Here is a 26399-nt window from a genome sequence, read left to right as displayed (position 1 = left end):
GAACTCATCGCCGGGGACGCGCGGTCGCCAGGATGAACGGGAAGCTGCGCCGGATGTGCACCACCTCGGCGTAGGGAGAAATGAAGTCCGCGAAGGTCTGCGAGTTCCAGTGCTGGACATGCTCGGGATGATTGCCGAGCCGGATGAAATCGCGGCCTCTGATGAGGTTCACGAGCTGAAACCAGGGCTCGTGCGGGACCGAGATGATGAGCGCCTTGTCCGTCAGCTCGACCAGCCGCTTCAATATGCGCCCGGGCTCGTAGAGATGTTCCATCACTTCGAGAGCGAGGGTGACGTCGTAGCGCTTGCCGTCGAAAGCGGGATCGAGGATGTCGGCGCAGCTGAAACGCAGCTCCGGCCAGCGGGCGCGGGCCGCTTCGAGCGCGTCGGTCCTCAGATCGACGCCTTCATAATTGTCGACATCGACGCCGAGGCGCGCAAGCTCGTCGAGCGTGAAGGCCTCGCCGCAGCCGAAGTCCAGAATGCTCCGGGGATCGAGCGAGCGCAGCTCACTTGCGAGCGCGGCGTGGAACCGGCCGAGGCTCAGGCGATGGAGCGGGTTCGGATTGTTGTATTTGGCGATATGGCGCTCTGTCGTGTCGTACCGAATTGTCGTGCTGCTCATCCGGATGGCTTTCTCTCATTCGCCGGGCGATCTCGGCGAGCTGACGCGCTGCCGGAACTCCGGTCTGAAGCTTGTGTTCGAGGTTCAGCGTCGCTTTGATCGTGTAGGGACGATCGGCCCTCGAGCCCTGGCGCTGGATGAACTCGCCCAACAGCCCGATCGTGATGAACTGGAAGGACGTCATCACCAGGAGCATGCCGAGCATCAGCAGCGGCCGATCGCCGATCGGGCCGAGCCCGAGGACCCAGAGCACGCAAAGATAGGCGAGGATGGCGGTTCCCGTGAGGCCGAAGATGGCGCCGGCGGTGCCGAAGACATGCAGCGGCCGCGTCGCGAAACGCGTGTTGAGCATGACGCTTAGGAAGTCGAGACCGCCCTTGAGGAGACGGTTGAAGCCGTATTTCGAACGGCCGAACTGCCGCGCATGATGGTTGACCGGGATTTCGCCGATCCGGTAGCCGCGCCAGTGAAGCAACACCGGAATGAACCGGTGAAGCTCGCCGTAGAGCGAGAGCCCCTCAAGCGCCTCCGCGCGATAGGCCTTGAAGCCGCAGTTGAAATCGTTGAGCTTCACGCCGCTGAGCCGGCTGACCACGGCGTTGAAGACCCGAGACGGGAGGGTCTTGTGGACGGGGTCGTTGCGGACGCGTTTCCAGCCGGACACCACGTCGCAGCCTTCATTCAGCTTGGCGATGAAGTTCGGTATCTCCTGCGGGTCGTCCTGCAGATCGGCATCCATGGTGATGACGAATTCGCCGCTCGCCGCCGCAAAGCCCGCGTCCAGCGCGGCGGCCTTGCCGAAGTTGCGGCGGAAGGCGATGCATCTGACGTTGTCGAGCGAGCCCGCAAGCTCTTTCAGCCGTTCCGGCGAAGCGTCTGTTGAGCCGTCGTCGACGAAGATGATCTCGTAGTCCTGCGCTTGCGCGGCCATCACGGCCCGGATCCGCTCGCACAGAATGGCAAGCGAATCCTGCTCGTTATAGACCGGGACGACGATCGAGACTCCCGTGCGTTCCGGCGCGTCTGCAGCGGCCTCGTCGAGCTTCATCCAGCTTCTCCGGATTCGCGCCTTCCCGCCCCGCGTCGCCGCGACGCGAAGAAGCCGCCCTGGGAAATACCAAGACCAGACTAGCGGATGCTCCTTTAGGACCGGTAAACTCGCGGTCGGGAAGTTTCGAGGCGCTACCCCGAGGCGGTCACCCGCCGCAAGGTCAGGTTGATGCGGCCGCCGCTCTTGAGAAGCGTCGAGGTGGCCGGATAGATGCGGTCGACGCCGTGGAATGCGAGCCGGCTCGGCCCGCCGAGCACGACGATGTCGCCCGAACGCAGGCGGAAGGATAACGTGGGGTCGCCGCGCTTGGTGCCGCCGACACGGAACAGGCAGTCGTCGCCGAGCGAGACCGAGACCACGGGCGCGGAAAGATCGGACTCGTCGCGGTCCTGGTGTTGACCCATCCTGGCCTTGTCGGAGTAGAAATTGACGAGGCAGGCCTGCGGCGGCCACGGATGGCCGGCGACCTCGCGCCAGAGGTCGAGCAGCGCTTGCGGGATCGGCGGCCACGGTTCGCCGGTAACCGGATGCGTCGGCTGGTAGCGGTAGCCGCGCTCCTTGTCGGTGACCCAGCCGAGCTCGCCGCAATTGGTCATGCGCACACTCATCTCCTTGCCAGTCCTGGGCATGGCAGGCGTGTAGAGGGGTGCTGCCTCAACGACGCGGCGGATGTCCTCCACCAGCGCGGCTTGCGCGGCGCGGTCGAAATAGTCGGGCAAATAGCGGATGCCCTGGGGAAGTGTCGGCGCCGGGAGAGTGGGCATCAGTCATTGTCCACGCGGCCGCGCAGCTTCTTCACCGTCGAGCGACCTGCCTTTGTCTTGAGCCGCCGTTCGACGGAGCCCTTGGTCGGCTTGGTTTTCCTGCGCGGTTTCGGTGGAGGTTCAGCTGCCTTGGCGACCAGTTCGGTCAGCCGGGCGCGGGCGTCGGCGCGGTTCTGCTCCTGGGTGCGGAAACGCCCGGCCTCGATGACGATGACGCCGTCCTTGGTGGCGCGCTGGCCGGCGAATTTGATGACCCGCGCGCGGACGCGTTCGGAGAGGCCTTCCGCGCCGGCCGCGTCGAAGCGGAGTTGGACCGCGGTCGCCACCTTGTTGACGTTCTGGCCGCCGGGACCCGAGGAGCGGATGAAATTCTCCTCGAGGTCATCCGGGCGGATGACGGCTTCTTCCGAAATGATGATCTTGTCGTCGGCGGCCATGGCGACAGACATGGCGCGGGCGGAGGGAAAAGGGAAGGGAGGAGCGCCCTGGACGGTGTTTGTGAGTCCGTCCCCCTACTCCGCCGCCTCCAGCGCGCGCGGGGCCGCACCCAGCACGGCGTCGTCGACGTGATCCTCGAATTTCGCAAAATTGTCGATGAACATGCCGACGAGTTTTTTGGCCTGGCGGTCGTAGGCGGCCTTGTCGGCCCAGGTGGAGCGAGGGTCCAGAATTGTCGGGTCGAGGATCGCCGGATCGATACATTGAACGTCGACCGGCACGGCGAAGCCGAACCAGGGGTCGGTGCGGAATTCGGCGTCGTCGAGCGAGCCGCCGAGGGCAGCCGACAGCAGCGCACGCGTCGCCTTGATCGGCATCCGGCTTCCGGCGCCGTGGGCGCCGCCGGTCCAGCCGGTGTTGACCAGCCAGCATGAAACATCGTGCTCGGCGATGAGGCGCTTCAGGAGCGCGCCGTATTCGGACGGATGGCGCGTCAGGAAAGGCGAGCCGAAGCAGGCGGAGAATTCCGGCGTCGGCTCTGTGACGCCGCGCTCTGTGCCGGCGACCTTGGCGGTGTAGCCGGAGAGGAAGTGGTACATGGCCTGCGCGGGCGTGAGCCTGGCGATCGGCGGCATGACGCCGAAGGCGTCGGCGGCCAGCATGACGATGTTTTTCGGCTTGCCGGCGCGGCCGCTCATCGAGGCGTTGGGGATGAAGGGGAGCGGGTAGGCCGAGCGCGTGTTTTCCGTCTTCGATTCGTCGTCGAAATCAGGTTTTCGCGTGACGGGCTCCAGCACGACGTTTTCCAGCACCGCGCCGAAACGCGTGCTGGCGGCAAAGATCTGCGGCTCCGCCTCGGGCGAGAGGCGGATGCACTTGGCATAGCAGCCGCCCTCGAAGTTGAAGATGCCGTCCGGCCCCCAGCCATGTTCGTCGTCGCCGATCAGCATGCGCGACGGATCGGCCGACAGCGTCGTCTTGCCGGTGCCCGACAGGCCGAAGAAGACCGCCGTGTCGCCGCCGGGACCGACATTGGCCGAGCAGTGCATGGGCATCACCCCGCGCCCAGGCAGGAGATGGTTGAGCGCGGTGAACACCGCTTTCTTCATCTCGCCGGCATAGGCGGTGCCGCCGATCAGCACGATCATGCGCGCAAGGTCTATGGCGATGACGGTTTCGGAGCGCGTGCCGTGGCGCGCTGGATCGGCGCGGAAGGACGGCAGGTCGATGATCGTCATGTCAGGCACAAAGGTTTCGAGTTCGGCGGCGCCGGGCCGGATCAGCAGGTTGCGGATGAACAGCGAATGCCAGGCGAGCTCGGTGACGACGCGCACCGGCAGTTTCTGCGCCGGATCGGCGCCGCCGACGAGATCCTGCACGAACAGGTCGCGCTCCGCGGCATGGGCGGCGAAGTCGGCATGGAGCCGCTCGAACGCTTCCGGCGCCATCGCCTGGTTGGCGCCCCACCAGACGGCGGCTTGCGTGGTTTCGTCGCGGACGATGAACTTGTCCTTGGGGGAGCGGCCGGTGTGCTGGCCCGTATAGGCGACGAGCGCGCCGTCGGCGCTGAGCTCGGCCTCGCCGCGCAGAATCGCCTGCGCGTAAAGGTCGGGTGCATGCAAGTTGTAGTGGACCGAACGCCCGGTGGTCAGGCCTGGGACGCCTATTGCACAGGCACGGTTCCACTGGCCGAATTCTTGCATCGGAACTCCCTCGTCGACATTGATGGCTGTTTGTCCCGGTCGGCTAAGCGGGAGGTCCTCCGCGAGAACCGGAATCGTCGAAAACAGAAAAGCTCAAGGATATCAAATCATTAATCGATTTAAAGATTTTGAAAATTCTTTAAATCGTTTATATGACAAGGAATGTTCAGGTCCTGCCCAAGGATCGGGCAGGGTTGCGTCGTCTCACCAGGCAACGGACCGGCTCGCAGCCGAAGGGAAGCTTACTGTGACATGGCCGGAATTCTGTGCCACAATTTGTACCCAATTTGTACCGCAATAGCCCCTTGCTCGCAGCAGGAAGGGACATCCGCTCATGAGGGAGCCGCTTGAAATGGCAACTATCGCGCTTGTCGATGACGACCGGAACATTCTGACATCGGTTTCGATTGCGCTGGAATCGGAGGGCTATCGCGTCGAGACCTACACCGACGGGGCGTCGGCGCTGGAAGGGCTGGCCGCGCGTCCGCCGAACCTCGCCATCCTCGACATCAAGATGCCGCGCATGGACGGCATGGAACTGCTGCGCCGGATGCGCCAGAAGACCGACCTGCCGGTCATCTTCCTGACCTCGAAGGACGACGAGATCGACGAACTCTTCGGCCTCAAGATGGGCGCCGACGACTTCATCCGCAAACCCTTCTCGCAGCGCCTGCTGGTCGAGCGCGTGAAGGCGGTCCTGCGCCGCGCCTCGGCTCGCGAGGCCGGCGCCAAGGCCCCGGCCCAGCAGACGAAATCGCTCGAGCGGGGCCAACTCGTCATGGACCAGGAACGCCACACCTGCACCTGGAAGGGCGAGCCGGTGACGCTCACCGTCACCGAATTCCTGATCCTGCATTCGCTGGCGCAGCGCCCCGGCGTCGTAAAAAGCCGTGATGCGCTGATGGATTCGGCCTATGATGAGCAGGTCTATGTCGATGACCGGACGATCGACAGCCACATCAAGCGCCTGCGCAAGAAGTTCAAGCAGGTCGACGACGATTTCGAGATGATCGAAACGCTTTATGGAGTGGGCTACCGGTTCCGCGAGGCATAAGCCGGGAGACCATTGCCGATGGTCATGGAAGCAGGGATCAAGAGCGCGCCGGCTGCCGCCAAGCGGCCGGCGAGGACTCTGCCTTCCTTTCTCGGCAGGCTGCGCATTAGGCTGCAGCGCTTCCTTGGCCACTACATCTTCTCCAGCCTGACCCGGCGCATCCTCTTCCTCAACCTCGCCGCGCTCTGCGTGCTGGTCGTCGGCATCCTCTATCTCAACCAGTTCCGCGACGGGCTGATCGAGGCGCGCGTCGAGAGCCTGATGACGCAGGGCGAGATCATCGCCGGCGCGATCGCCGCCTCGGCGACGGTGGAGACCGATTCGATCTCGATCGATCCGGAAAAGCTGCTCGAGCTTCAGGCGGGCGAGAGCCTTGGCCCGGGTTCCGACCAGCTCGACAGCCTCGACTTCCCGATCAATCCCGAGCGCGTGGCCCCGGTGCTGCGACGCCTGATTTCGCCGACCAGGACACGCGCGCGCATCTACGACCGCGACGCCAATCTGCTGCTCGATTCGCGCCATCTCTATTCGCGCGGCCAGATCCTGCGCTACGACCTGCCGCCCGTCGACCAGGAGGAACTCGACCTCTTCGACCGCATCCAGAAATTCATCGCCGCGTTTTTCCGCCGTACCGACCTGCCGGTCTATAAGGAGCAGCCGGGAGGCAACGGCGCCGCCTTCCCGGAGGTGATGAACGCGCTGACCGGGGTTCCCTCGACCGTCGTGCGCATCTCCGAGCAGGGCGAACAGATCGTGTCGGTGGCCGTACCGGTGCAGCGTTTCCGCGCGGTGCTCGGCGTTCTGCTTCTGTCGACGCAGGGCGGCGACATCGACAAGATCGTCGCCGCCGAACGCAACTCCATCCTGCGTGTTTTCGGCGTGGCGGCGCTGGTCAACGTGCTCTTGTCGATCATGCTGGCCTCGACCATCGCCAATCCGCTGCGCCGGCTGGCGGCGGCGGCCGTGCGCGTGCGCCGCGGCGTCAAGAGCCGCGAGGAGATTCCCGACTTCTCCGACCGCCAGGACGAGATCGGCAACCTGTCCGTCGCCGTGCGCGACATGACCAGAGCCCTCTATGCGCGCATCGAATCGATCGAGAGCTTCGCGGCGGATGTCAGTCACGAGCTGAAGAACCCGCTGACCTCGCTTCGGAGCGCCGTCGAGACCTTGCCCATCGCCAAGAACGAGAATTCGCGCGAGCGGCTGATGGAGATCATCCAGCACGACGTGAGGCGGCTCGACCGGCTGATCACCGATATTTCCGACGCTTCGCGGCTCGACGCCGAACTGGCGCGCGAGGACGCCCGCAAGGTCGACCTGAAAGAATTCGTCGGCGACCTGATTGCGGCCACGCGCGACACCGGCGGCAACAGGAAGAAGGTGGAGATCGAGTTCAAGGCAGCCAGGCCGCAGCAGGGCGCCAAGGGCTATCTCGTGCTCGGCCACGATCTCAGGCTCGGGCAGGTCATCACCAACCTGATCGAGAATGCCCGCTCCTTCGTGCCCGAGGATACGGGACGCATAACGATCTCGCTGTCGCGGGTCGGCAAGCTGATCATGCTGACCGTCGACGACAATGGCCCGGGCATCCGCGCTGACAATATCGACCGCATCTTCGAGCGCTTCTATACCGACCGGCCGGCGGGCGAGGCGTTCGGCCAGAATTCGGGCCTCGGCCTGTCGATCAGCCGCCAGATCGTCGAGGCGCATGGCGGCACGCTGACGGCCGAAAACATCGGCGGCGGCAAGCCCGGCGAAATCCGCGGTGCGCGGTTTACCGTGACGCTGCCGGCGGACAGCTAGCCCTTGGCGAACAATTTCCACGCCACCGCGGTCGTGCTCGGTGATCGCGGCGTTGTGATCGCGGGCGAGACCGGCATGGGCAAGACGCAGCTCGCGCTCGACCTTATATCCCGGGTCCGGACGCAGGGTATGTTCGCGCGGCTGGTCGCCGACGACCAGATACTCCTGTCGGCCCATGGCGGCCGGCTCGTCTGCACGGCGCCTGCCGCCATCGCCGGGCTGGTGGAGATCCGGGGGCTCGGGCCGAGCCCGCTGGCGCATTTGGCGCGGGCGCCGGTCGACCTCGTGGTCCGTCTGGTGGAAAGGCGCGCGGCGGAGCGTTTTCCGCAGGCCGAGGCGGAACTCCTGCTGGGCTGTGCCGTGCCGCTGCTCAGGCTCGCAGCCGACGACAGGCGGGCCGCCCTGACCGCCGTGATGGCGAGGCTGTCGCTGCCGCCATTCGGTTGAGCCGGGTTGAAACGGGATGCTGCGCTGCGTCAAAATGGTCGCCTGACGCGCAGATTTGGGCTTGTCAACGCGTCGCGCGTCGACAAGATAGCGCTCCCGCCGACCGGACAGCCCCGATGGGCGCTAGCCCGAAGCAGGCTTTAGGGAATGCCGGTGAACGGACGATGACGAAAGCCATGAAAGTATGATCGGCCTCGTGCTTGTGACGCACGGTCGGCTGGCCGAGGAATTCCGCAGCGCCGTGGAACACGTGGTCGGTCCGCAGGAGAGCTTCGAGACCGTTTCGATCGGCGCCGACGACAATATGGAACAGCGCCGCAGCGACATCGTCGACGCTGTGGCGCGCGTCGACCAGGGCTCGGGCGTCGTCGTGCTGACCGACATGTTCGGCGGCACGCCGTCCAATCTCGCCATCTCCGTCATGGAAGCCGGGCGCATCGAGGTGATCGCCGGCATGAACCTGCCCATGCTGATCAAGCTGTCGAGCGTGCGCAAGGGCAACCAGCTTGCCGCCGCCGTCGAGGAGGCGCAGGCCGCCGGACGCAAATACATCAACGTGGCCAGCCAGCTGCTGGCCACCAAGTGAGCTCGGCTATGGTCGCGGGGAGCTCCGAAGCAGACGGCGCGATCGCCCGCGACTTCCTGATCGTCAACCAGCGCGGGCTGCATGCGAGGGCGTCGGCGAAGTTCGTGCAGCTTGCCGATTCCTTCCGCGCGACCGTTTCGGTCGAGAAGGACGGCATCAAGGTCGGCGGCACGTCGATCATGGGGCTGATGATGCTTGCCGCCAGCCCCGGCTGCTCCATCCGCGTCACCGCGAGCGGCCCCGAAGCCGAACAGGCCATCGCGGCGATTGAGGAGTTGATCGCGACGCGGTTCGGCGAAGAAGCCTAGGATTTGTTGATATTCAGGTGAGGCCGGCCTGCAAATGGCGGCTTTCTGCTCTTCCGGTGCGCACGTACCTGAAAGTACGCTCCGCTCCGGTTCTCGCAATACACCATTTTCGGCGTGGCCTGACCTGAATCTCCAACAAATCCAGACTGACATTGCGCCCAGAGATATGCACGAATAAAGATTTCTTTATATCCCATTGTCGATTTCGGAGCGATCTGCTAGGTCACGGCGCACTTTCGCGCGAGGCATCCGCAAGGGCCCGCCGCAGCCAGAGGGCCCAAGCGCCCGACGTCCGACAGCGGACGAAACTTTCGGAGCATGAAATGTCCAAGGATTTTAAAGTCGCCGACCTGTCGCTTGCCGCCTGGGGCCGCAAGGAGATCGAGATCGCCGAGACCGAAATGCCGGGCCTGATGGCCTGCCGCGAGGAATTCGGCGACTCGCAACCGCTGAAGGGCGCCCGCATCTCGGGCTCGCTGCACATGACCATTCAGACGGCCGTTCTGATCGAGACGCTCAAAAGCCTGGGGGCGGAGATCCGCTGGGCCTCCTGCAACATCTTCTCGACGCAGGACCATGCTGCGGCCGCCATCGCCGACGCCGGCATTCCGGTGTTCGCGGTGAAGGGCGAGACGCTCGAGGAATATTGGGTATACACCGACCAGATCTTCCAGTGGGCCGACGGCGGCACGTCGAACATGATCCTCGACGATGGCGGCGACGCCACCATGTACATCCTGATCGGCGCGCGCGCCGAGGCGGGCGAGGACGTGCTGTCCAATCCCGGCAGCGAGGAGGAGGAAATCCTGTTCGCGCAGATCAAGAAGCGGCTGGCCGCCTCGCCCGGCTTCTTCGCCAGGCAGCGCGATGCGATCCGCGGCGTCACCGAGGAGACGACGACCGGCGTCAACCGGCTCTACCAGTTGCAGAAGAGGGGCCTGCTGCCCTTCCCGGCGATCAACGTCAATGACAGCGTCACCAAGTCGAAATTCGATAACAAATACGGCTGCAAGGAAAGCCTGGTCGACGGCATCCGCCGCGGCACCGACGTGATGATGGCCGGCAAGGTCGCGATCGTCGCCGGCTACGGCGACGTCGGCAAGGGTTCGGCCGCTTCATTGAAGGGCGCCGGCGCGCGCGTAAAAGTCACCGAGGCCGATCCGATCTGCGCGCTGCAGGCGGCGATGGACGGCTACGAGGTGGTCACCATGGACGATGCCATCTCGACCGCCGACATCGTGATCACCGCGACCGGCAACAAGGACGTGCTGACGCTCGACCATATGCGCAAGCTGAAGGACATGGCGATCGTCGGAAACATCGGCCACTTCGACAACGAGATTCAGGTCGCCTCGCTGCGCAACCTGAAATGGTCCAATGTGAAGCCGCAGGTCGACTTGATCTCCTTTCCGGACGGCAAGCGCATGATCCTGCTGTCGGAGGGACGGCTGCTCAACCTCGGCAACGCCACCGGCCATCCGAGCTTCGTGATGTCGGCCTCCTTCACCAACCAGGTGCTGGCGCAGATCGAACTCTATTCGAAGCCCGGCCAATATCAGAACCAGGTCTATGTGCTGCCCAAGCACCTCGACGAGAAGGTCGCCAGGCTGCATCTCGACAAGCTTGGCGCGAGGCTCACCGAACTGTCCGGCGAGCAGGCCGCCTATATCGGCGTGGCGCCGCAGGGACCATTCAAGCCGGAACACTACCGCTATTAAGATTAGCGTCTCCAGCTACAAGATATTGATACCGGGCGATTGACTTTTCGCCCGGTTTCATTTTTGGGCGGCAGCCTTCTTCACGCCGATTCGCGCAAGGGTTATGGTTGGTGATTCGCGACGCCACCGGTTCCGGGGAACGGTGGAGGCGCCCTCGTCAGGGCGGTCTTGCAGTCAGGCGGCGGAGAGGAACAAGACATGCCGGGGGAAGCCCCGCTTCAGGCGGGAAAGGCCGATTCCGGCCGGAACAGGGATTCCGGAACTGCCGCGGCGGGCGGCATCGGCCTGCGCTTTCCGCTGGCGGGCTCGCCGCCGAGGTTGCTGATCCGCGCATCCGCCGCGTCATCCCTGCTAGTTTCCGATCTCGCCCATGCGCAGGGCGGCCTGGCGGGCTCCCTCTTCTCCTTCGGCACCGTCGAGGTGATGCAGGTCTCCATGCTGGTCGGCGTGATGGGCGCGGCATTGCTGTCGGCTATCGTGATGATCCGCGAGCGAGCGCGCACGGCCGCCGAAAACGTCGAACTGCGCGCCAGGGTCGCCGACCTAAACGCCGCGATCCGCCGCTCGGAAGCCTTGCTCAACCTGCGCGACCAGCGCCTGATCGTCTGGAACGATGACAGGAAGAAGCCGGAACTGCTCGGCACGCTGCCGGCCGAAAGCGGCGCGCCGGACGAGCGCGCCTCGTTCCTGGCCTTCGGCCGCTGGCTGATGCCGCGCTCGGCCGCCGCGCTCGAGAACGCCGTCGCGGGGCTGCGCGAAAGAGGCGTCGCCTTCGACCTCGTGATCGAGGCGCAGAACGGCGCGCCGCTCGAAATCCAGGGGCGCAAGACGCCGGCTCATGTCATCGTACGATTCCTGTCGCTGTCGGAGAGCCAGCGCATGCAGGCGCGGCTGAAGCTCGACAACCAGCGGCTTGCCGCCGCACACGAAACGATGCTCGGCCTGATCGACGCGCTGAACATGCCGTTCTGGATCAGGACGAAGGACGGCCAGCTGAAATGGGTGAACCGCGCCTATGCCGTCGCCACCGAGGCGGTCGACGCCGAAGCCGCCGTTCGCGAGGGCAAGGAACTCTTGGGCACGCAGGCGCGCGAGGCCATCGACAGGCAGCATGGCGCCAGCCCGGTCTTCGATCAGCCGCTCTCGACCGTGATCGCCGGCGACCGCCGGCTGTTCGCGGTGACGGATTTTGCGGGTGCGGACGGTTCCGCCGGCATCGCCGTCGACAAGAGCGAGATCGAGGCGATCCGCGCCGAATACGAGCGCATGGTGCGCAGCCATGCCGACACGCTCGACCAGCTCACCACGGCAGTGGCGATCTTCGACGAGCATGAGAAGCTGCGCTTCTTCAACCAGGCGTTCCAGAAGCTGTGGGAGTTCGACCACGGCTTCCTCGCCAGCGCGCCGGACAACGCGCTCCTGATCGACAGGCTGCGCAGCGAGGGCAAGATCGCCGAGCAGCCGGAATGGCGGCGCTGGAAGGAGAACCTGCTTTCGGCGTACCGCTCGGTCGATTCGGCCGTGCACTGGTGGCATCTGCCGGACGGCCGCACCATCCGCGTGGTCGCCAACCCGCAGCCCAAGGGCGGCGTGACCTGGGTATTCGAGAACCTGACCGAGAAGATGGACCTCGAAAGCCGCTACGCGACGGCGGTGCGTGTCCAGGGCGAGACGCTCGACAATCTGGCCGAAGGCGTCGCCGTGTTCGGGCCGGACGGCCGCATCCGCCTGTCCAATCCCGCCTTCGACGCGCTGTGGCGGCTGCCGGAGGACGTCGTCGCGCAGAAGACCCACATCTCCGACATCAGGACGCATTGCGAGGCGCTGGCGAAGGACAGCCCATGGGCCGATTTCGTCGCTTCGGTCACCGGCTTCGACGAGGAACGCCGCGACCGCCACGGCCAGACCGAGCTCGCCGACGGCACCGTGCTGCGCTACGGCGTCATCCACCTGCCCAACGGCCAGGTGATGATCACCTTCGTGGACGTGACCGACCGCGTGAACATCGAGCGGGCGCTGAAGGAGAAGAACGACGCCCTGCAGAAGGCCGACCAGCTCAAGAACGACTTCGTGCAGCACGTGTCCTACGAGTTGCGCTCGCCGCTGACCAACATCATCGGCTTCACCGAGCTGCTGTCGTTGCCCACGACCGGGCCGCTGCAGCCGCGCCAGCGCGAATATGTCGAGCACATAGGTTCGTCGTCGTCGGTGCTGCTCACCATCGTCAACGACATACTCGACCTCGCCACCGTGGATGCGGGCATCATGGAGCTCGATATCGCCGAGGTCGAGGTGAAGAAGACGATCGCGGCCGCGGGCGAGCTGATCGCCGACCGCCTGCAGGAGCACTCGATCAGCCTGAAGGTGGAGACCGCATTCGCGCCGGAATTCATCCATGGCGACGAGATCCGCATCCGCCAGATTCTCTACAATCTGCTGACCAACGCGGTGAACTACGCGCCCGACGGCAGCACGATCAGGCTTGCCTGCCGCAAGCTGGAGATCGGCACCGAATTCTCCGTGCATGACGACGGACCCGGCATGCCGCCCGAAATCCTCGACACCGTGTTCCGCCGCTTCGAGCCGCGCAGCAATGGAGGCCGACGCAGGGGCGCGGGCCTCGGCCTGTCGATCGTGAAGAGCTTCGTCGAGCTGCATGGCGGCAGCGTGCGCATCGAGACGGCGCCGGACCAGGGCACGACCGTCATCTGCCTGTTCCCGATCGTTCCCGCCGGCATGCGCGACGCGGCTGAATGACGGCTGCGACGGGCAAGAAAGTGCTCGAGCGCCGTCTGCCGGACGAACGGGCGACGGCGCGGCTCGGCGAGGACATCGCCATGGCGCTGCGTACCGGCGACGCGATCGCGCTTGTGGGCGATCTCGGGGCGGGCAAGACGACGCTGGCGCGAGGCGTCATCCGCGCCATGGCGGACGACGTGAGCCTCGAGGTGCCGAGCCCGACCTTCACGCTGGTGCAGTCCTACGAGACGCGCGTGCCGCTGCATCATTTCGACCTCTACAGGCTGGGCTCGCCGTCCGAGCTCGACGAGCTGGGGCTGGACGAAATGCTGGCATCGGGCGCTGCGCTCATCGAATGGCCGGAGCGCGCCGGCGACCGGCTGCCGGAAGACGTGGTCGCGGTGGAACTGACCCATGACGGCGAGGGGCGGCTGGCCAGGATCGCCGGCTCCGGCCAGGCGTATGAGCGCATAGCCCGGTCGCTCGCGATGCGCGACTTTCTGACGGGGGCCGGTCGGGGCGAGGCGACGCGAAGATATTTCACCGGCGATGCTTCTGCGCGATCCTATGAGACCGTGACGATGGCCGGAGAAGAGACGCGCGTGTTGATGAACTCGCCGCGGCTGGTGCTCGGGCCACCGGTGCGTGACGGCAAGCCCTATGCTGAGATCGCGCACACCGCCCAGTCGGTCACAGCCTTCGTGGCGATCGGCCGCGCGCTTGCCGGAGCCGGTGTGTCGGTGCCGGAAATTTTCGCTGATGATCTCGACCGGGGCTTTCTGCTGATCAGCCATCTTGGTTCGGAAGGTTTCCTAGACGCGGAAGGCCGACCGGTCGCGGAGCGTTGCGCCGCGGCGGCGCAACTTCTGGCGGCGATCCACGCGCGCCAATGGCCTTCGCGGCTGGAGGCCGCGCCGGGCTTCTTCCACGACGTGCCGCCCTTTGACCGCGACGCCATGCTGATCGAGGCCGAACTGCTGGTCGACTGGTATGTGCCCTATGCCACGGCGCGGCCTGCCGGTGAGGCGTTGCGCGCCGGGTTCCGCGCGGCATGGAACGCCGCCATCGACCGGCTGGACCGCGCCGAAAAAAGCCTGGTGCTCCGGGACTTCCATTCGCCCAACATCATCTGGCGCGCCGACAGGAAAGGACACGACCGGCTCGGCGTCGTCGATTTCCAGGACGCGCTGATCGGCCCTTCGGCCTACGACGTCGCTTCGCTCGCCATGGATGCTCGCGTGAGCGTGCCGCCGGAGATCGAAAAGACGGCGGTCGACGCCTATGTCGCGGCGCGGCGCGAACACGGCGGATTTGACGAGAGCAGCTTCGCCGAGGCTTATGCCATCATGGCTGCGCAGCGGAACTCGAAAATCCTCGGCATTTTCGTGCGGCTGAACGAGCGCGACGGCAAGCCGGCCTATCTAAAACACCTGCCGCGCATCAGGAACTATCTGGAGCGGGCGCTGGCGCATCCGGCGCTGGCTGAGCTGCGCGACTTCTACAGGCGCAACGGACTGATCGGGGGAACTGCATGAGTGCGATGCCGAAGGTCGCGATGGTGCTGGCTGGGGGCCGCGGCCTGCGTATGCGGCCGATTACCGACACGATACCGAAGCCGCTGGTGAAGGTGGCCGGCCGCGCATTGCTCGATCGCGGCCTCGACGCGCTCGCCGCCGCCGGTGTCGAGAAGGCCGTCGTCAATGTGCATCATTTTCCCGAGCAGATCGTCGCCCATGTCGCCTCACGCCAGGCACCGAAGGTCGTGATCTCCGACGAGCGGGCCGGCCTGCTGGATTCGGCGGGCGGCATCGTCAAGGCGCTGCCGAAGCTCGGCCGTGAGCCGTTCTACATCCTCAACGCCGACACGTTCTGGATCGACCGGGATGAGCCGAACCTCATTCGCCTAGCCCTTGCCTGGGATGCCGCGAAAATGGATATTCTTCTCATGCTGGCAGATTTCGATTCCGCGACCGGGCATACCGGCGGCACCGACTTTCTGGTCGGCGCCGGCGGCGTGCTCAGGCGTGCGCACAACGATCCGGCCGGCCTCATCTATGCGGGCGCGGCGATCGTCAACCCCGCGATCTTTGCCGGTGCGCCCGAAGGGCCGCTTTCGCTCAACCGCTATTTCGACGAGGGGATCGCCAAGGGCCGCCTGTTCGGCCTGAAGATGCAGGGAAGCTGGATCACCGTCGGCACGCCGGAGGCGATCCCGCTCGCCGAAGCAGCGGTCGGTCGGGCGCTCGCCGGAGTGTCATGAGCGGGGTGCCCCCGCGCGCCTTCTCCATCCCGCCGGGCGCGGCGTTCCTCCCGACGCTCGCCGACGCGTTCCTGTCAGGCAGGCTGGTGCCGGGTTTCCGGTACGACCGCGATCCGCTGAAGCTGGCGGGCGCCACGATCTACGTGCCGACCAGGCGCGCCGCGAGAGAGCTGCGCGCGGTCTTCGTGGCGAAGTCGGCCGGCGGCTCGGCGATCCTGCCTACGGTGAGGCCGCTCGGCGAGTTCGACGAGGACGAGGCGGCTTTCGGCGAGGAGGGAGCCGGCGCGCTCGACCTCGCGCCGCAGATCGGCGCAGTCGACCGCCTGCTCCATCTTGCGCCGCTGGTCCGCGCCTGGAAGAAGCGGCTGCCGGCGCATGTTGCGGCTCTGTTCGAGGAGGAGATGGTGGTGCCGGCTTCGGCGGCCGACGCCATCTGGCTGGCGCGCGATCTTTCCGCGCTGATGGACGAGATCGAGACCGAAGGCTCGGACTGGACGCGGCTGGCGGCGCTCGCGCCGGAGAACCTGTCGGGCTGGTGGCAGGTGACCCTCGATTTCCTGTCGATCGTCACGCTGCACTGGCCGGATTTCCTTGCCGGACGCGGCCAGTCCAATCCGGCGGTGCATCGCAGCGCGCTGATAAGGCTGGAGGCCGAACGGCTGCGGGACAATCCGCCAGCCGGGCCGGTGATCGCGGCGGGTTCGACCGGTTCTATTCCCGCGACGGCGGAACTGCTGGCCGTGATCGCGCGCCTGCCAGGCGGCGCGGTCGTGCTGCCGGGGCTGGACAAGGAAATGGACGAGCCGTCCTGGAAGGTGCTGACCGGACCGGTGCCGAAACCGGCGGTGCTCGGCCATCCGCAATACGGGCTGGCCAAGCTGCTCGGCAAGATCGGCGTCGCCAGGGCCGACGTCGAGGAGATCGGCGTGCCGGGCGAAGCGGCCGGGCAGCGCGCCAGGCTGGTGTCGGAAGCCCTGCGCCCCGCCGAAACCACGGACGCATGGGCCGGCCGCCGGACCGGATTCGGCGCGGCCGACATCGAAGCGGCGCTCGCCGGCGTGACGGTGGTCGAGGCGCCGCGCGAGCGCGACGAGGCGGCGGCCATCGCCATTGCTCTGAAGCAGGCGGTGGACGAGACCGGCGGCAAGGCGGCGCTGGTCACCGGCGACCGCGAGCTGGCGCGCCGCGTCGCGGCCGAACTTCAGCGCTTCGGCGTGCGCGCCGACGATTCCGGCGGCACGCCCTTGGCGAACACGCCGCCGGCCGGGCTGCTCAGGCTGCTCGTCGAGGCGGTGTTCCGGCCCGGCGACCCGGTGCCGGTGCTGGCGTTGCTCAAACATCCGCTGCTGACGCTCGGCATGGAACGCGCTGGCGTGCGCCATGCGGTCGAGACGATAGAGCTGGTCGCGCTGCGAGGCGGCACCGGCAGGCCGGACATCACCGCCCTGGGCGCACTGTTCGAGGAGCGGCTGACCGGCCTTGCCGGCGACAGCCGCAAGCCGTTCTGGTTCGCCCGCATCGGCGAGAGCCGGATCGGCGCGGCGCGAGCGGTCCTCAAGCTGCTGGCAACCGCATTGGAGCCGTTAGCCGGCTCAAGGGGAGGCCCGAGCATCTCCCTTGCCGAGATGGTGGAGGCGACCGTACTCGCCTTCGAGGCGCTTGGCCGTGACGCCAAGGGCAGCCTCGCCGAGCTCTATGCGGGGGACGCCGGCGAAAAGCTCGCCGAGTTCCTGCGCGGCCTGGCCGGGGCGACCGCCGCCTTCGACTTCCAGCCCGGCGAGTGGCCGGAAGTGATGGCCGCGCTGATCGGGCCGGAAATGGTCAAGCCCTCGCGGGGTTCGGAGCGCCGCATCGCCATCTGGGGCGCGCTGGAGGCGCGGCTGATGAGCGTCGATACGCTGGTCGTCGGCGGCCTGAACGAGGGTAGCTGGCCGCGCCGCGCCGACGCCGACCGCTTCATGTCGCGGCTGATGAAGTCGGGGCTCGACCTCGAGCCGCCGGAGCGCCGGATCGGCCAGGCCGCGCATGATTTCGTCATGGCGCTGGGCGCCAGGCGCGTCGTGCTCACCCGCTCGGCCCGCGCGGGCGAAGCGCCGGCCGTGCCGTCGCGCTGGCTGCAGCGGCTGACGACATTCGCCGGCAAGGAAGCGACCGGCGCGATGCAGGAGCGCGGCCGCCGGCTGCTGGCCTGGGCCGGCGAGCTGGATGCCGGGCCGCCGGCGAAATTCGCGGCGCGGCCGCGGCCGAAACCGCCGGTTTCGGTCCGTCCCGAGCATTTCTCGGTGACCGAGATCGAGACGCTCCGGCGCGACCCCTATGCGGTCTATGCGCGGCGTATCCTCAAGCTCAGGGAACTCGATCCGCTGCTGCGCGATCCGGGTGCGGCCGAACGCGGCACGCTGTTCCATGCCATACTGCACCGCTTCTCCACGTCCGGCATCGATCCGCGCGACGCGGCCGCGATCGGCATGCTGATCGCCACGGGGCGGGAATGTTTTGCCGAGGCCGCCCTTCCCGCCGACGTGGAGGCCGTCTGGTGGCCGCGCTTCCGGCTTCTGGCCGGCGAAATCATCGCATGGGAGCGCGCCCGCGTGGAGGGCGTCGCCTTCCGCGCGCCGGAGGCGCGGGCGTCGAAGACGGTCGTCGGCGCCTCCGAGGTGACGCTGTCGGGCTATGCCGACCGCATCGACGTGCTGCCGGCGGGCATGGCCGACATACTCGACTACAAGACAGGCTCGTCGCCGTCGAAGGGCCAGGCGCACACGCTTCTTGCGCCGCAGCTTGCGCTGGAGGGCGCGCTCTTGCGGCGCGGCGCCTTCGCCGACGTCGGGCCGCTCCAGCCCGCCGACCTCGCCTTCGTCAGACTCAAGGCGAACGGAGAGGTCCTGCACGAATCAATTCTGGAGCACGACCGCAAGATCAAGAGCGCCGCCGACCTGTCCGAGGAGGCCTGGGCGCGGCTGGAGAAGCTGCTGCTGCATTATCGCGATCCGCAGACCGGCTATCTGTCGCGGGCCTTGCCGTTCCGCGAGGCGGAGGTCGACGGCGAATACGATCACCTGGCGCGCGTTCTCGAATGGTCGGCGGGCGGTCCCGGCGAGAGCGACGAATGACCAAGCGGCACTACACCGTTCCGGGCGACACGGCGGATCGGCAGGCGCGCGCCTCCGATCCGGACAATTCGGTCTGGGTGTCGGCCAATGCTGGCTCCGGCAAGACCCATGTGCTGTCGCAGCGCGTCATCCGGCTGCTGCTCCAGGGCACCGATCCGTCGAAGATCCTTTGCCTTACCTACACGCGCGCCGCGGCCGCGAACATGTCGAACCGCGTCTTCTCCAGCCTGTCGGAATGGGCGATGCTCGGCGACGAAGACCTGTCCGCGCGCATCGCCGAGCTCGAAGGCCGGCAACCCGGCGCGGACAAGCTGCGCGGCGCGCGCAAGCTCTTCGCCGAGGCGCTGGAGACGCCCGGCGGGCTGAAGATCCAGACCATTCACGCCTTCTGCGAGTCCGTGCTGCACCAGTTCCCGCTGGAAGCAAACATCGCCGCGCATTTCGAGATGCTCGACCCGCAGATGGAGGAGCTGCTGTTCGCCGAGGCGCGCCGCGAGATGCTGACCGGCGCGGTCGCCGAAAAGCCTGGTCTGGCCGAAGCATTCGCGGCGGTCCTGGAGCGCGGCGGCGAGTTCGGGCTCGACCTTTTGCTGCAGGAGATCGTCGGCAAGCGCGACGGCTTGCGCGGCTTCATCGACGCGCTCGGCGGCGACACGGCAACCTATGAAGAGCTGTTCGAGGAGTTCGGTTTCGCGCCGCACGAGACAGCGGAGACGATAGCGGATGCCGCCTGGCCGCTGCCCGGATTTCCGGCCGCCGTTTTCGACGTTTTCCGCGAAGCGGCGCTGGTCACAAATGCGAAGAGCGTGATCAAGAACATGCTGCCGTCGCTTGAGGCGGCCTTCGCCGAACGCGACCCGGTCAGGAGTCTCAGGAAGCTGGCGGAGGGTTTTCTCAAAGCCGACGGTGAGCCCTATACGGCGAAGGCGTTCACGCGCGCTCTTCACGGCGCCATTCCCGACCTGGCCGAGCGCTACCGCGAGGCGGTGGAGACGATCCTGACCGTGTCTGACCGCCTGGCGCTGTTCCGCATGCTGGAAGGAACCCGCGCGGCGCTCACTATCGCCGACTGGATGATCGCCCGCTACGAGCGGCTGAAGGCAGGCCGCGGCTTCCTCGACTTCAACGACCTGATCACGCGCACCGTGCGGCTGCTGGCCCGCCGGGACGCCGGCGCCTGGGTGCAGTACAAGCTCGACCAGGGCATCGACCACATCCTCCTCGACGAGGCGCAGGACACCAGCCCGCAACAATGGGCCGTGGTGCGGCGGCTGGCCGAGGAATTCTTCGCCGGCATGGGCGCGCGCGACAATGTCCGCCGCACGGTCTTTGCCGTCGGGGACGAGAAGCAGTCGATCTATTCCTTCCAGGGCGCGTCGCCCGAATCCTTCGCTGAGACCGGGGCCGAATTCTCGCGCCGGGTGCGCGAGGCAAATGCCGGCTTCGAGCAGGTGCGGCTGACCCTGTCGTTCCGCTCGACCAACGACGTCCTGCACGCCGTCGACAAGGTCTTCGCCAGCGACCAGGCGCGGCGCGGCATGACCCATGATCCCGACCCGGTCAGGCATGACGCGATCCGCTTCGACGCGCCGGGTTATGTCGAGATATGGCCCTCGATCGGCGCCGACACGGTCGAGGAGCCGGACGACTGGACGCTGGCCGTGGACCATGCTCAGGCGCCGTCCGTGCAGGTCGCCGAGGCGGTCGCCGCGACCATCGAGCATTGGCTGGCAAGCGGCGAGGTGATCGAGGGTACCGGCAAGCGGCTTTCGCCGGGCGACGTGATGGTGCTGGTCAGGAAACGGGACCGCTTTGTCCATGCGCTCTCGCGCAGCCTCAAGGAGAAGCGGATCGACGTCGCCGGCGCCGACCGGTTGAGCCTGCCGGCGCATATCGCGGTCAAGGACATGATCGCGCTCGGCCGCTTCCTGCTGCAGCCCGAGGACGATTTGTCGCTGGCCGCCCTGCTGCGCAGCCCGATCTTCGGACTGACGGAGGACATGCTGTTCGAGCTTGCGGCAGGCCGGCCGGAACGGCAGTCGCTGGCCGAGCGGTTGCGCAGCAGGGCGCCCGGCGACCTGTTTCTCGCGGAGATCGTGGCGAAGCTCGACGCATGGGCGAGCGAGGCCGCTTACCGGCCGGTGCTCGAATTCTACTCCGGTGTGCTGGGACGCGACCGGGTGCGCCAGAAGATGATCGCGCGGCTTGGCCACGAGGCCGGCGACATACTGGACGAGTTCCTGAATTTCTGCCTGTCCGAGGAGCGCGCCGGCCTGCCGGGGCTCGAGGCGTTCCTGGCGACGCTCGAAAGCACCGGCCCGGAGATCAAGCGCGAGATGGACCAGGGCCGCGACGAGGTGCGCATCATGACAGTGCACGCGGCCAAGGGCCTGGAGGCGCCGGTGGTGTTCCTGGTCGATGGCGGGACGGCGCCGTTCAGCGAGCAGTATCTGCCGCGGCTGATGCCCTTCACCATGAAGAGCGGCAGCAGCGGCTATCTCTGGCGCTCAACCAAGGAAGTCGCCAACGGCTTTTCCCGGACCGCCGAGGCGCGCGTCAGGGAACGAGCCGACGATGAATACCGCCGGCTGCTTTATGTCGGGATGACGCGCGCCGAGGACCGGCTGATCGTCTGCGGCTATCACGGCAAGCGCGCGCGCAACCCGGCGACATGGCACGCGATCGTCAGCCAGGCGCTGGTCGGCATTCCCGGGACCGAGGAGCGGGTGCACCCGGCGACCGGCGAGACGGTTCATCGCTACCGCAGCAAGGTGCTGCCTCCGGTCCCGGCCAAGGAGCAGGACGCCGCGGCGTCTGTGGCGGCGCCGCCGCTGCCGGCGTCCCTGTTCCGCCCGCTGCCGGTCGAGGACGACCTGCCGCGTCCGCTGTCGCCGTCCGGAGCCTCGGTGCTGATCGAGGATGAATGGGAGCCGGTGGTATCGGGCCGTTCGCCTGTTCTCGACGGTGAGGCGGAGCCGGGTTTCGCCGTGGCGCGCGGCACGGCGATCCACAGGCTGCTGCAGGTTCTGCCCGGCATGCCCCAGACAGCGCGCGCGGCCGCGGCCCGGCGCTATCTCGCCCGCGCCGTCCCGGATTGGCCGGAGTCCGAGCGCGAGGCGGCCTGGGCCCAGGTCGAGGCGATCCTCGGCGAAGCCGGGTTCGCGCCGCTGTTTTCGCCGGGATCGCGGGCCGAAGTGGCGATCATGGGCGAGATCGAACTGCGCGGCCGGCCGCGCCTGGTGTCGGGCAAGATCGACCGGCTGGCGGTGACGGCCGAAGACGTGCTGATCGTCGACTACAAGACCAACCGTCCCGCTCCGGCCACTCTAACGGAGGTTCCTCCTGCCTATGTGCTGCAGCTCGCGCTCTACCGCGCGCTGCTCCGGCCGCTTTATCCGGGCAGGGAGATTGGCGCCGTGCTGCTGTTCACCGAGGCGCCGCGCCTGATCGCGCTGCCGGCTGCCGCACTCGACGGCGCGCTTGCCCGACTCACGGGAGCGTGACACAAACGCTGCTTGAAGGCAGGCCGGCCGGCCACCACATATTGTGCGACGCGAAACTCCGAAAGGTTCTTTTCATGGCAACCGTGAAGGTCGACAACAACAACTTCAAGAGCGACGTGCTGGAGGCCGACGGCCCGGTGGTCGTCGATTTCTGGGCCGAATGGTGCGGTCCCTGCAAGATGATCGGTCCGTCGCTGGAGGAGATCGCCAACGAGATGGCCGGCAAGGTGAAGATCACCAAGCTCAACATCGACGAGAATCCCGAACTCGCCGCGCGGTTCGGCGTCCGCTCGATCCCCACGCTGATGATCTTCAAGGGCGGTGAAGTGGCCGACATCAAGGTCGGCGCACTGCCCAAAACGGCTCTGTCGCACTGGATCGGCGGTAACGTCGGCTGACGCCAATCAGACCAGCTGCGTTCAAAGTAACACGAAGGCCGGGATCGCTCCCGGCTTTTTGTCCTGAGAACCTACGAGACGGCGGCCCGCCCCTTCACTCGTAGCGCACGTCCTTCTCGGGAAGCAGCCCCCTCGGGGCGAAGCGCAGCACCAGCGTGATGGCGAGCCCGATGACGAAGACGCGCATCTGCAGCGCGCGGGTGGCGAGATCCCCCGGCGCCTCCAGCCCGAACAGCCGCTCGCTCCAATAGGCGCCCTGCTCGAACAGGAAGAGCGCTGCCGGTTCCGACATCGTCCAGATGATGTAGACCAGCAGCGCACCGAAGATGGTGCCGAGATTGTTGCCGGAACCGCCGAGGATGACCATCACCCAGATCAGGAAGGTGTGGTTGAGCGGCGTGAAGCCGCCTGGATCGAAGATCGAGGTGAAGGTGATCAGCGCCGCGCCGCCAACGCCGATGATGATGTTGCCCAGCACGAACATCTCCAGCCTGCGGCGGTTGACGTCCTTGCCCATGGCAGCGGCGGCGACTTCGTTGTCGCGGATGGCGCGCATCATGCGGCCCCAGGGCGAATGCCAGGCGCGTTCGAGAAGCACGTAGGTGACCACGATGAGGACGGCGACGACGCTGAGATAGGCCGAGCGCGACAGCACGAAACCGAGTTCGTTTGGGGTCGGCACCGGCCAGGGCAGCGGCGATACGGTGAGCGTGCCCTTGGTCAGCCAATCGGCATTCTTGAGAAAGGCCTTGACGATCTCGGCGATGCCCAGCGTGGCGATCGCCATGTAGTCGGCGCGCAGCCCGAGCGTGATGCGTCCCATCGACCAGCCGAGCGCGCCGGCCGCCGCGCCGCCCGCCGCCCAGGCGAGCCATACCGGCAGGCCGAGGCCGCCGACGAAACGCGCCTCGCTCTCGATCAGCGCCGCCGCCGGATCGAGCGCGGACTGCACGACAAGGTATGTTGCCGCGGCGGCCATCACCGTCAGCAGGTTGCACAGCTTCTTCGGCACGCCGATGCGGGTGCATTGGCTGACCAGGTAGGTGGCGCAGGCGCCTATGATCAGGAACAGGCCCGCCCGCGCCAGCATGCCCGGTCCGTGTCCCTCCCAGAACAGGCCGTTCACGGGATAGGAGACGATCATCGAGACGAAGGCGGCGATGGCGATGAAGCCCATGATGCCGGTGTTGAAGAGGCCGGCATAACCCCACTGGATGGTGAGGCCGAGCGCGATCAGCGCGAAACAGGCCGCCTCGACCATCATGCGCACGCCATAGGCGACGCCCAGCCAGGCGAAGACCAGCGCGACGAGGATGGCGAGCCCTGAAAAGAGTGCGAAGGCGCGGGTTCGCTCGGTCATTTCAGGAGTTTCCCCTTGAAGATGCCGGTCGGCCGCCAGATCAGCACGGCGATCAGGATGAAGAAGGGCACGACGATCTTGTACTCGGTCGGCACGAAGGCGATCTTGGCCGGTATCTCGAACCAATCCGGCAGCAATGGCTTCAGCGGGCGCAGCAGCACCGACCAGTTGAAAACGGCGAGCGTCTCGGTGAACCCGACCAGCAAGCCACCGGCGATCGCGCCGTAAGGCTGGCCGATGCCGCCGACGATGGCGGCGGCGAAGATCGGCAGGATGATGTTGAAGGACAGGTCCGGCTTCAGCGTGACGTCGAGCGCAAGCAGCGTGCCGCCGGCGGCGGCGAGTGCCCCGGCGATGATCCAGGTGGTGCGCACGACCGAATCCGTCGAGATGCCCGAGACGCGCGCGAGGTCGGGATTGTCCGACATGGCGCGCATCGCCTTGCCCATGCGCGAGCGGGTAAGGAACAGGTGCAGCGCCACCACCGCGACGGCGGTGAAGGCGAAGAGCAATACCTGCGGCTCGGTGAGCACGATGTCGCGGCCGCCGACGGCGAGGCGGTAGATGTCCTTGGAACCGGTGTCGAGCTGGCGCGTGCCGGTGCCGGCAAACAGCCGGATCAGGCCCTGCATCATCAGCATGACGCCGATCGAGGCCATGACGATGACGACCGGCTTGACGTTAGCGCGCCTGAGCGGCGCGTAGAAAGCCTTGTCGAGCCAGACGGCGACGAAGGCGGTCACGATCATCGCGAGCGGCATCAGCACGAAGGCAGTCGGCAGGCCGACGAGGTCGCCGACGCCGGGCGCCAGCGCGGTCAGCATCAGCGCCACGAAGGCGCCGAGCGTCATCATGTCGCCATGCGGGAAATGCGCGAAACGCAGGATGCCGAAGATCAGCGTCACGCCGACGGCGCCCAGCGCATAGATCGAGCCGATGATCAGGCCGGCGAGCACGCCCTTGTTGATGAAGAAGACGAATTCGTTGATCGGCAGAGCCTCGAGCATGCCCATGGTCACGCCCCTCCGCCGAGGAAGCTTCTGGCGACGTCCGGGTCGGCGAGCAGCTCGGCGCCGGTGCCGGTGAAGCGGTTCTGCCCGCCGGCAAGCACGAAGCCGCGATGCGCTACGGCGAGCGCCTGACGCGCGTTCTGCTCGACCATCAATATGCCCACGCCCGACCGGTTGACCTCGATGATGCGCTCGAAGATCTCGCCCATGTAGCGTGGCGAAAGTCCGGCGGTCGGCTCGTCGAGCAGAAGCAGCTTCGGCTCGGTCATCAGTGCGCGGCCGATCGCCACCATCTGGCGCTGGCCTCCCGACAGTTCGCCGGCCGGCTGCCTGCGCTTGTCCTTGAGCGGCGGAAAGAAGCCGTAGATCTGGTCGATCTGGCGGCGAAAATCGTCGCGCCTGATATAGGCGCCCATCTCGAAGTTCTCCTGCACCGACATGGTCGGGAAGACGTTGAACTCTTGCGGCACGAAGGAGAGGCCGGCGCGGACGAGCTGTTCCGGCGGCAGGTTGGTGATCTCGCGGTTGTCGAAGCGGACTTCGCCCTCGCCGATGGTAAGCAGACCGAAAAGCGCCTTCAGTGTCGTCGACTTGCCGGCGCCGTTGGGACCGACGATGACGCCGATCTCATGCGCCTCGATGGAGATCGAAACGCCGTTCAGGATGTTGGCGCCGCCATAGCCGGCGTGAATGTCGGTCATTTCCAGCAGCGGCACTATGCGGGCTCCGCCACCGGCGCACCGCCGCCGAAATAAGCCTCGACGACCTCCGGATTGTTGCGGATGTCCGCCATCGGTCCCTGCATCATCACGCTGCCGGCGGCCATGACGATGACCGGGTCGCAGAGCCGCGCGATGAGATCCATGTCGTGCTCGATGACGAAGAAGGTGAGGCCGTTCTCGCGGTTCAGCCGCTCTATCACCGCCGCGAGATCGTTGAGCAGCGTGCGGTTGACGCCGGCGGCGATCTCGTCGAGCAGCACGACCCGCGCCTCGGCCATCATCACGCGGCCGAGTTCGAGCAGCTTCTTCTGGCCGCCGGAAAGATTGCCGGCCTTCTCGTTCTTGACGTGGGTGAGGCGCAACACCTGCAGCACATCCTCAGCCCTGCGGCGGATGGCCAGTTCCTCGGCCTCCAGACGGCCGCGGCGGAAGAAGGCGTTGAAGACGGATTCTCCGGACTGGCCCGCCGGGACCGTCATCAGATTCTCCAGCGCGGTCATGTGGGAGAATTCCTGCGCGATCTGGAAGGTACGCAGAAGCCCGCGAGCGAAAAGCTCGTGCGCGGGCAGGCCGGTCACGTCCCGCCCGTCGAGCAGGATGCTGCCCGATGTCGGGGCGAAGGCGCCCGCCACCATGTTGAACATCGTCGTCTTGCCGGCGCCGTTGGGCCCGATCAGGCCGGTGATCGTGCCCTGCTCCACCTTGAGCGAACAGCGGTCGACCGCCAGCACGTTGCCGAAACGCTTGGTGACATTTCTCACGTCGATCGTCGTCGTCATGGCGTCCCGATGCGCCGC

Annotated in this window: 21 protein-coding genes; 12 read left to right on the top strand and 9 right to left on the bottom strand. The window is 66.6% G+C overall.

Annotated elements, in window-relative coordinates:
- Positions 1 to 4 precede the first annotated feature (4 nt).
- From ABLE71_RS07540 to ABLE71_RS07520, 5 genes are all read right to left on the bottom strand, one after another.
- Entirely contained in the window at positions 5 to 625 is a 621-nt protein-coding gene (locus ABLE71_RS07540) for a methyltransferase domain-containing protein (RefSeq protein ID WP_348782725.1), read from the bottom strand.
- On the bottom strand, positions 510 to 1673 hold the full coding sequence (locus ABLE71_RS07535) for a glycosyltransferase family 2 protein (RefSeq protein ID WP_348782724.1): 1164 nt from the start codon (positions 1671 to 1673) through the stop codon (positions 510 to 512). Before ABLE71_RS07535 ends, ABLE71_RS07540 begins: the two co-directional genes overlap by 116 nt.
- Positions 1674 to 1807: 134 nt before the next feature.
- Positions 1808 to 2440, bottom strand: a complete 633-nt coding sequence (locus tag ABLE71_RS07530) for an alpha-ketoglutarate-dependent dioxygenase AlkB (protein ID WP_348782723.1) — start codon at positions 2438 to 2440, stop codon at positions 1808 to 1810.
- On the bottom strand, positions 2440 to 2877 hold the full coding sequence (gene arfB, locus ABLE71_RS07525; protein ID WP_348783691.1) for an alternative ribosome rescue aminoacyl-tRNA hydrolase ArfB: 438 nt from the start codon (positions 2875 to 2877) through the stop codon (positions 2440 to 2442). Before arfB ends, ABLE71_RS07530 begins: the two co-directional genes overlap by 1 nt.
- Before the next feature lie 75 nt (positions 2878 to 2952).
- Positions 2953 to 4581 (bottom strand): phosphoenolpyruvate carboxykinase, encoded by a 1629-nt coding sequence (locus ABLE71_RS07520; RefSeq protein WP_348782722.1) that lies wholly within the window; start codon positions 4579 to 4581, stop codon positions 2953 to 2955.
- Between the two features lie 352 nt (positions 4582 to 4933).
- Between ABLE71_RS07520 and ABLE71_RS07515 the strand changes: the two genes are divergently transcribed.
- The 12 genes from ABLE71_RS07515 (at position 4934) to trxA (ending at position 22510) form a co-directional block, all read left to right on the top strand.
- Positions 4934 to 5635 (top strand): response regulator transcription factor, encoded by a 702-nt coding sequence (locus tag ABLE71_RS07515; RefSeq protein ID WP_348782721.1) that lies wholly within the window; start codon positions 4934 to 4936, stop codon positions 5633 to 5635.
- An 18-nt stretch (positions 5636 to 5653) separates the two neighbouring features.
- The gene (locus ABLE71_RS07510) at positions 5654 to 7438 is read left to right on the top strand and encodes a sensor histidine kinase (RefSeq protein ID WP_348782720.1); all 1785 of its coding nucleotides are present in this window, start codon (positions 5654 to 5656) and stop codon (positions 7436 to 7438) included.
- Between the two features lie 3 nt (positions 7439 to 7441).
- A complete protein-coding gene (locus tag ABLE71_RS07505) occupies positions 7442 to 7885 on the top strand; it encodes an HPr kinase/phosphorylase (protein WP_348782719.1) in 444 nt (147 codons plus the stop codon).
- Between the two features lie 184 nt (positions 7886 to 8069).
- A complete protein-coding gene (locus ABLE71_RS07500) occupies positions 8070 to 8471 on the top strand; it encodes a PTS sugar transporter subunit IIA (protein ID WP_348782718.1) in 402 nt (133 codons plus the stop codon).
- A gap of 8 nt (positions 8472 to 8479) precedes the next feature.
- Positions 8480 to 8779, top strand: coding sequence for an HPr family phosphocarrier protein (locus ABLE71_RS07495; protein WP_348782717.1), 300 nt, complete (start codon positions 8480 to 8482; stop codon positions 8777 to 8779).
- Between the two features lie 323 nt (positions 8780 to 9102).
- A complete protein-coding gene (gene ahcY / locus ABLE71_RS07490) occupies positions 9103 to 10497 on the top strand; it encodes an adenosylhomocysteinase (protein ID WP_348782716.1) in 1395 nt (464 codons plus the stop codon).
- 198 nt (positions 10498 to 10695) lie between these two features.
- Positions 10696 to 13254 (top strand): ATP-binding protein, encoded by a 2559-nt coding sequence (locus ABLE71_RS07485; RefSeq protein ID WP_348782715.1) that lies wholly within the window; start codon positions 10696 to 10698, stop codon positions 13252 to 13254.
- Positions 13251 to 14771: a tRNA (adenosine(37)-N6)-threonylcarbamoyltransferase complex ATPase subunit type 1 TsaE gene (tsaE, locus tag ABLE71_RS07480; protein ID WP_348782714.1), complete on the top strand. Its 1521-nt coding sequence runs from the start codon at positions 13251 to 13253 to the stop codon at positions 14769 to 14771. The genes ABLE71_RS07485 and tsaE overlap by 4 nt, the downstream gene beginning before the upstream one ends.
- Positions 14768 to 15496, top strand: coding sequence for a nucleotidyltransferase family protein (locus ABLE71_RS07475; RefSeq protein ID WP_348782713.1), 729 nt, complete (start codon positions 14768 to 14770; stop codon positions 15494 to 15496). Before tsaE ends, ABLE71_RS07475 begins: the two co-directional genes overlap by 4 nt.
- A complete protein-coding gene (gene addB / locus ABLE71_RS07470; protein ID WP_348782712.1) occupies positions 15493 to 18609 on the top strand; it encodes a double-strand break repair protein AddB in 3117 nt (1038 codons plus the stop codon). Before ABLE71_RS07475 ends, addB begins: the two co-directional genes overlap by 4 nt.
- Entirely contained in the window at positions 18606 to 22112 is a 3507-nt protein-coding gene (addA, locus tag ABLE71_RS07465) for a double-strand break repair helicase AddA (protein ID WP_348782711.1), read from the top strand. The genes addB and addA overlap by 4 nt, the downstream gene beginning before the upstream one ends.
- A 74-nt stretch (positions 22113 to 22186) precedes the next feature.
- Positions 22187 to 22510 carry a thioredoxin gene (trxA, locus tag ABLE71_RS07460; RefSeq protein WP_348782710.1) on the top strand — a complete coding sequence of 108 codons (324 nt, stop codon included), beginning with the start codon at positions 22187 to 22189 and terminating at the stop codon, positions 22508 to 22510.
- 94 nt (positions 22511 to 22604) lie between these two features.
- Here trxA and ABLE71_RS07455 read toward each other — a convergent pair whose 3' ends face one another.
- Genes ABLE71_RS07455 through ABLE71_RS07440 form a run of 4 tightly spaced genes read right to left on the bottom strand, consistent with a single transcriptional unit; the run spans position 22605 to position 26381 of the window.
- Complete coding sequence (locus ABLE71_RS07455; RefSeq protein ID WP_348782709.1) at positions 22605 to 23870, bottom strand: branched-chain amino acid ABC transporter permease; 1266 nt, start codon at positions 23868 to 23870, stop codon at positions 22605 to 22607.
- Entirely contained in the window at positions 23867 to 24883 is a 1017-nt protein-coding gene (locus tag ABLE71_RS07450) for a branched-chain amino acid ABC transporter permease (protein WP_348783690.1), read from the bottom strand. The genes ABLE71_RS07455 and ABLE71_RS07450 overlap by 4 nt, the downstream gene beginning before the upstream one ends.
- Before the next feature lie 2 nt (positions 24884 to 24885).
- On the bottom strand, positions 24886 to 25596 hold the full coding sequence (locus tag ABLE71_RS07445; RefSeq protein ID WP_348782708.1) for an ABC transporter ATP-binding protein: 711 nt from the start codon (positions 25594 to 25596) through the stop codon (positions 24886 to 24888).
- On the bottom strand, positions 25596 to 26381 hold the full coding sequence (locus ABLE71_RS07440; protein WP_348782707.1) for an ABC transporter ATP-binding protein: 786 nt from the start codon (positions 26379 to 26381) through the stop codon (positions 25596 to 25598). Before ABLE71_RS07440 ends, ABLE71_RS07445 begins: the two co-directional genes overlap by 1 nt.
- Positions 26382 to 26399: the final 18 nt, after the last annotated feature.

The organism is Mesorhizobium sp. KR9-304, assembly GCF_040049215.1.
Taxonomy (GTDB): domain Bacteria; phylum Pseudomonadota; class Alphaproteobacteria; order Rhizobiales; family Rhizobiaceae; genus Mesorhizobium_K.
The sequence above is the reverse complement of the archived record's forward strand: the minus strand, read 5'-3'. Positions and strand labels throughout refer to the sequence as shown.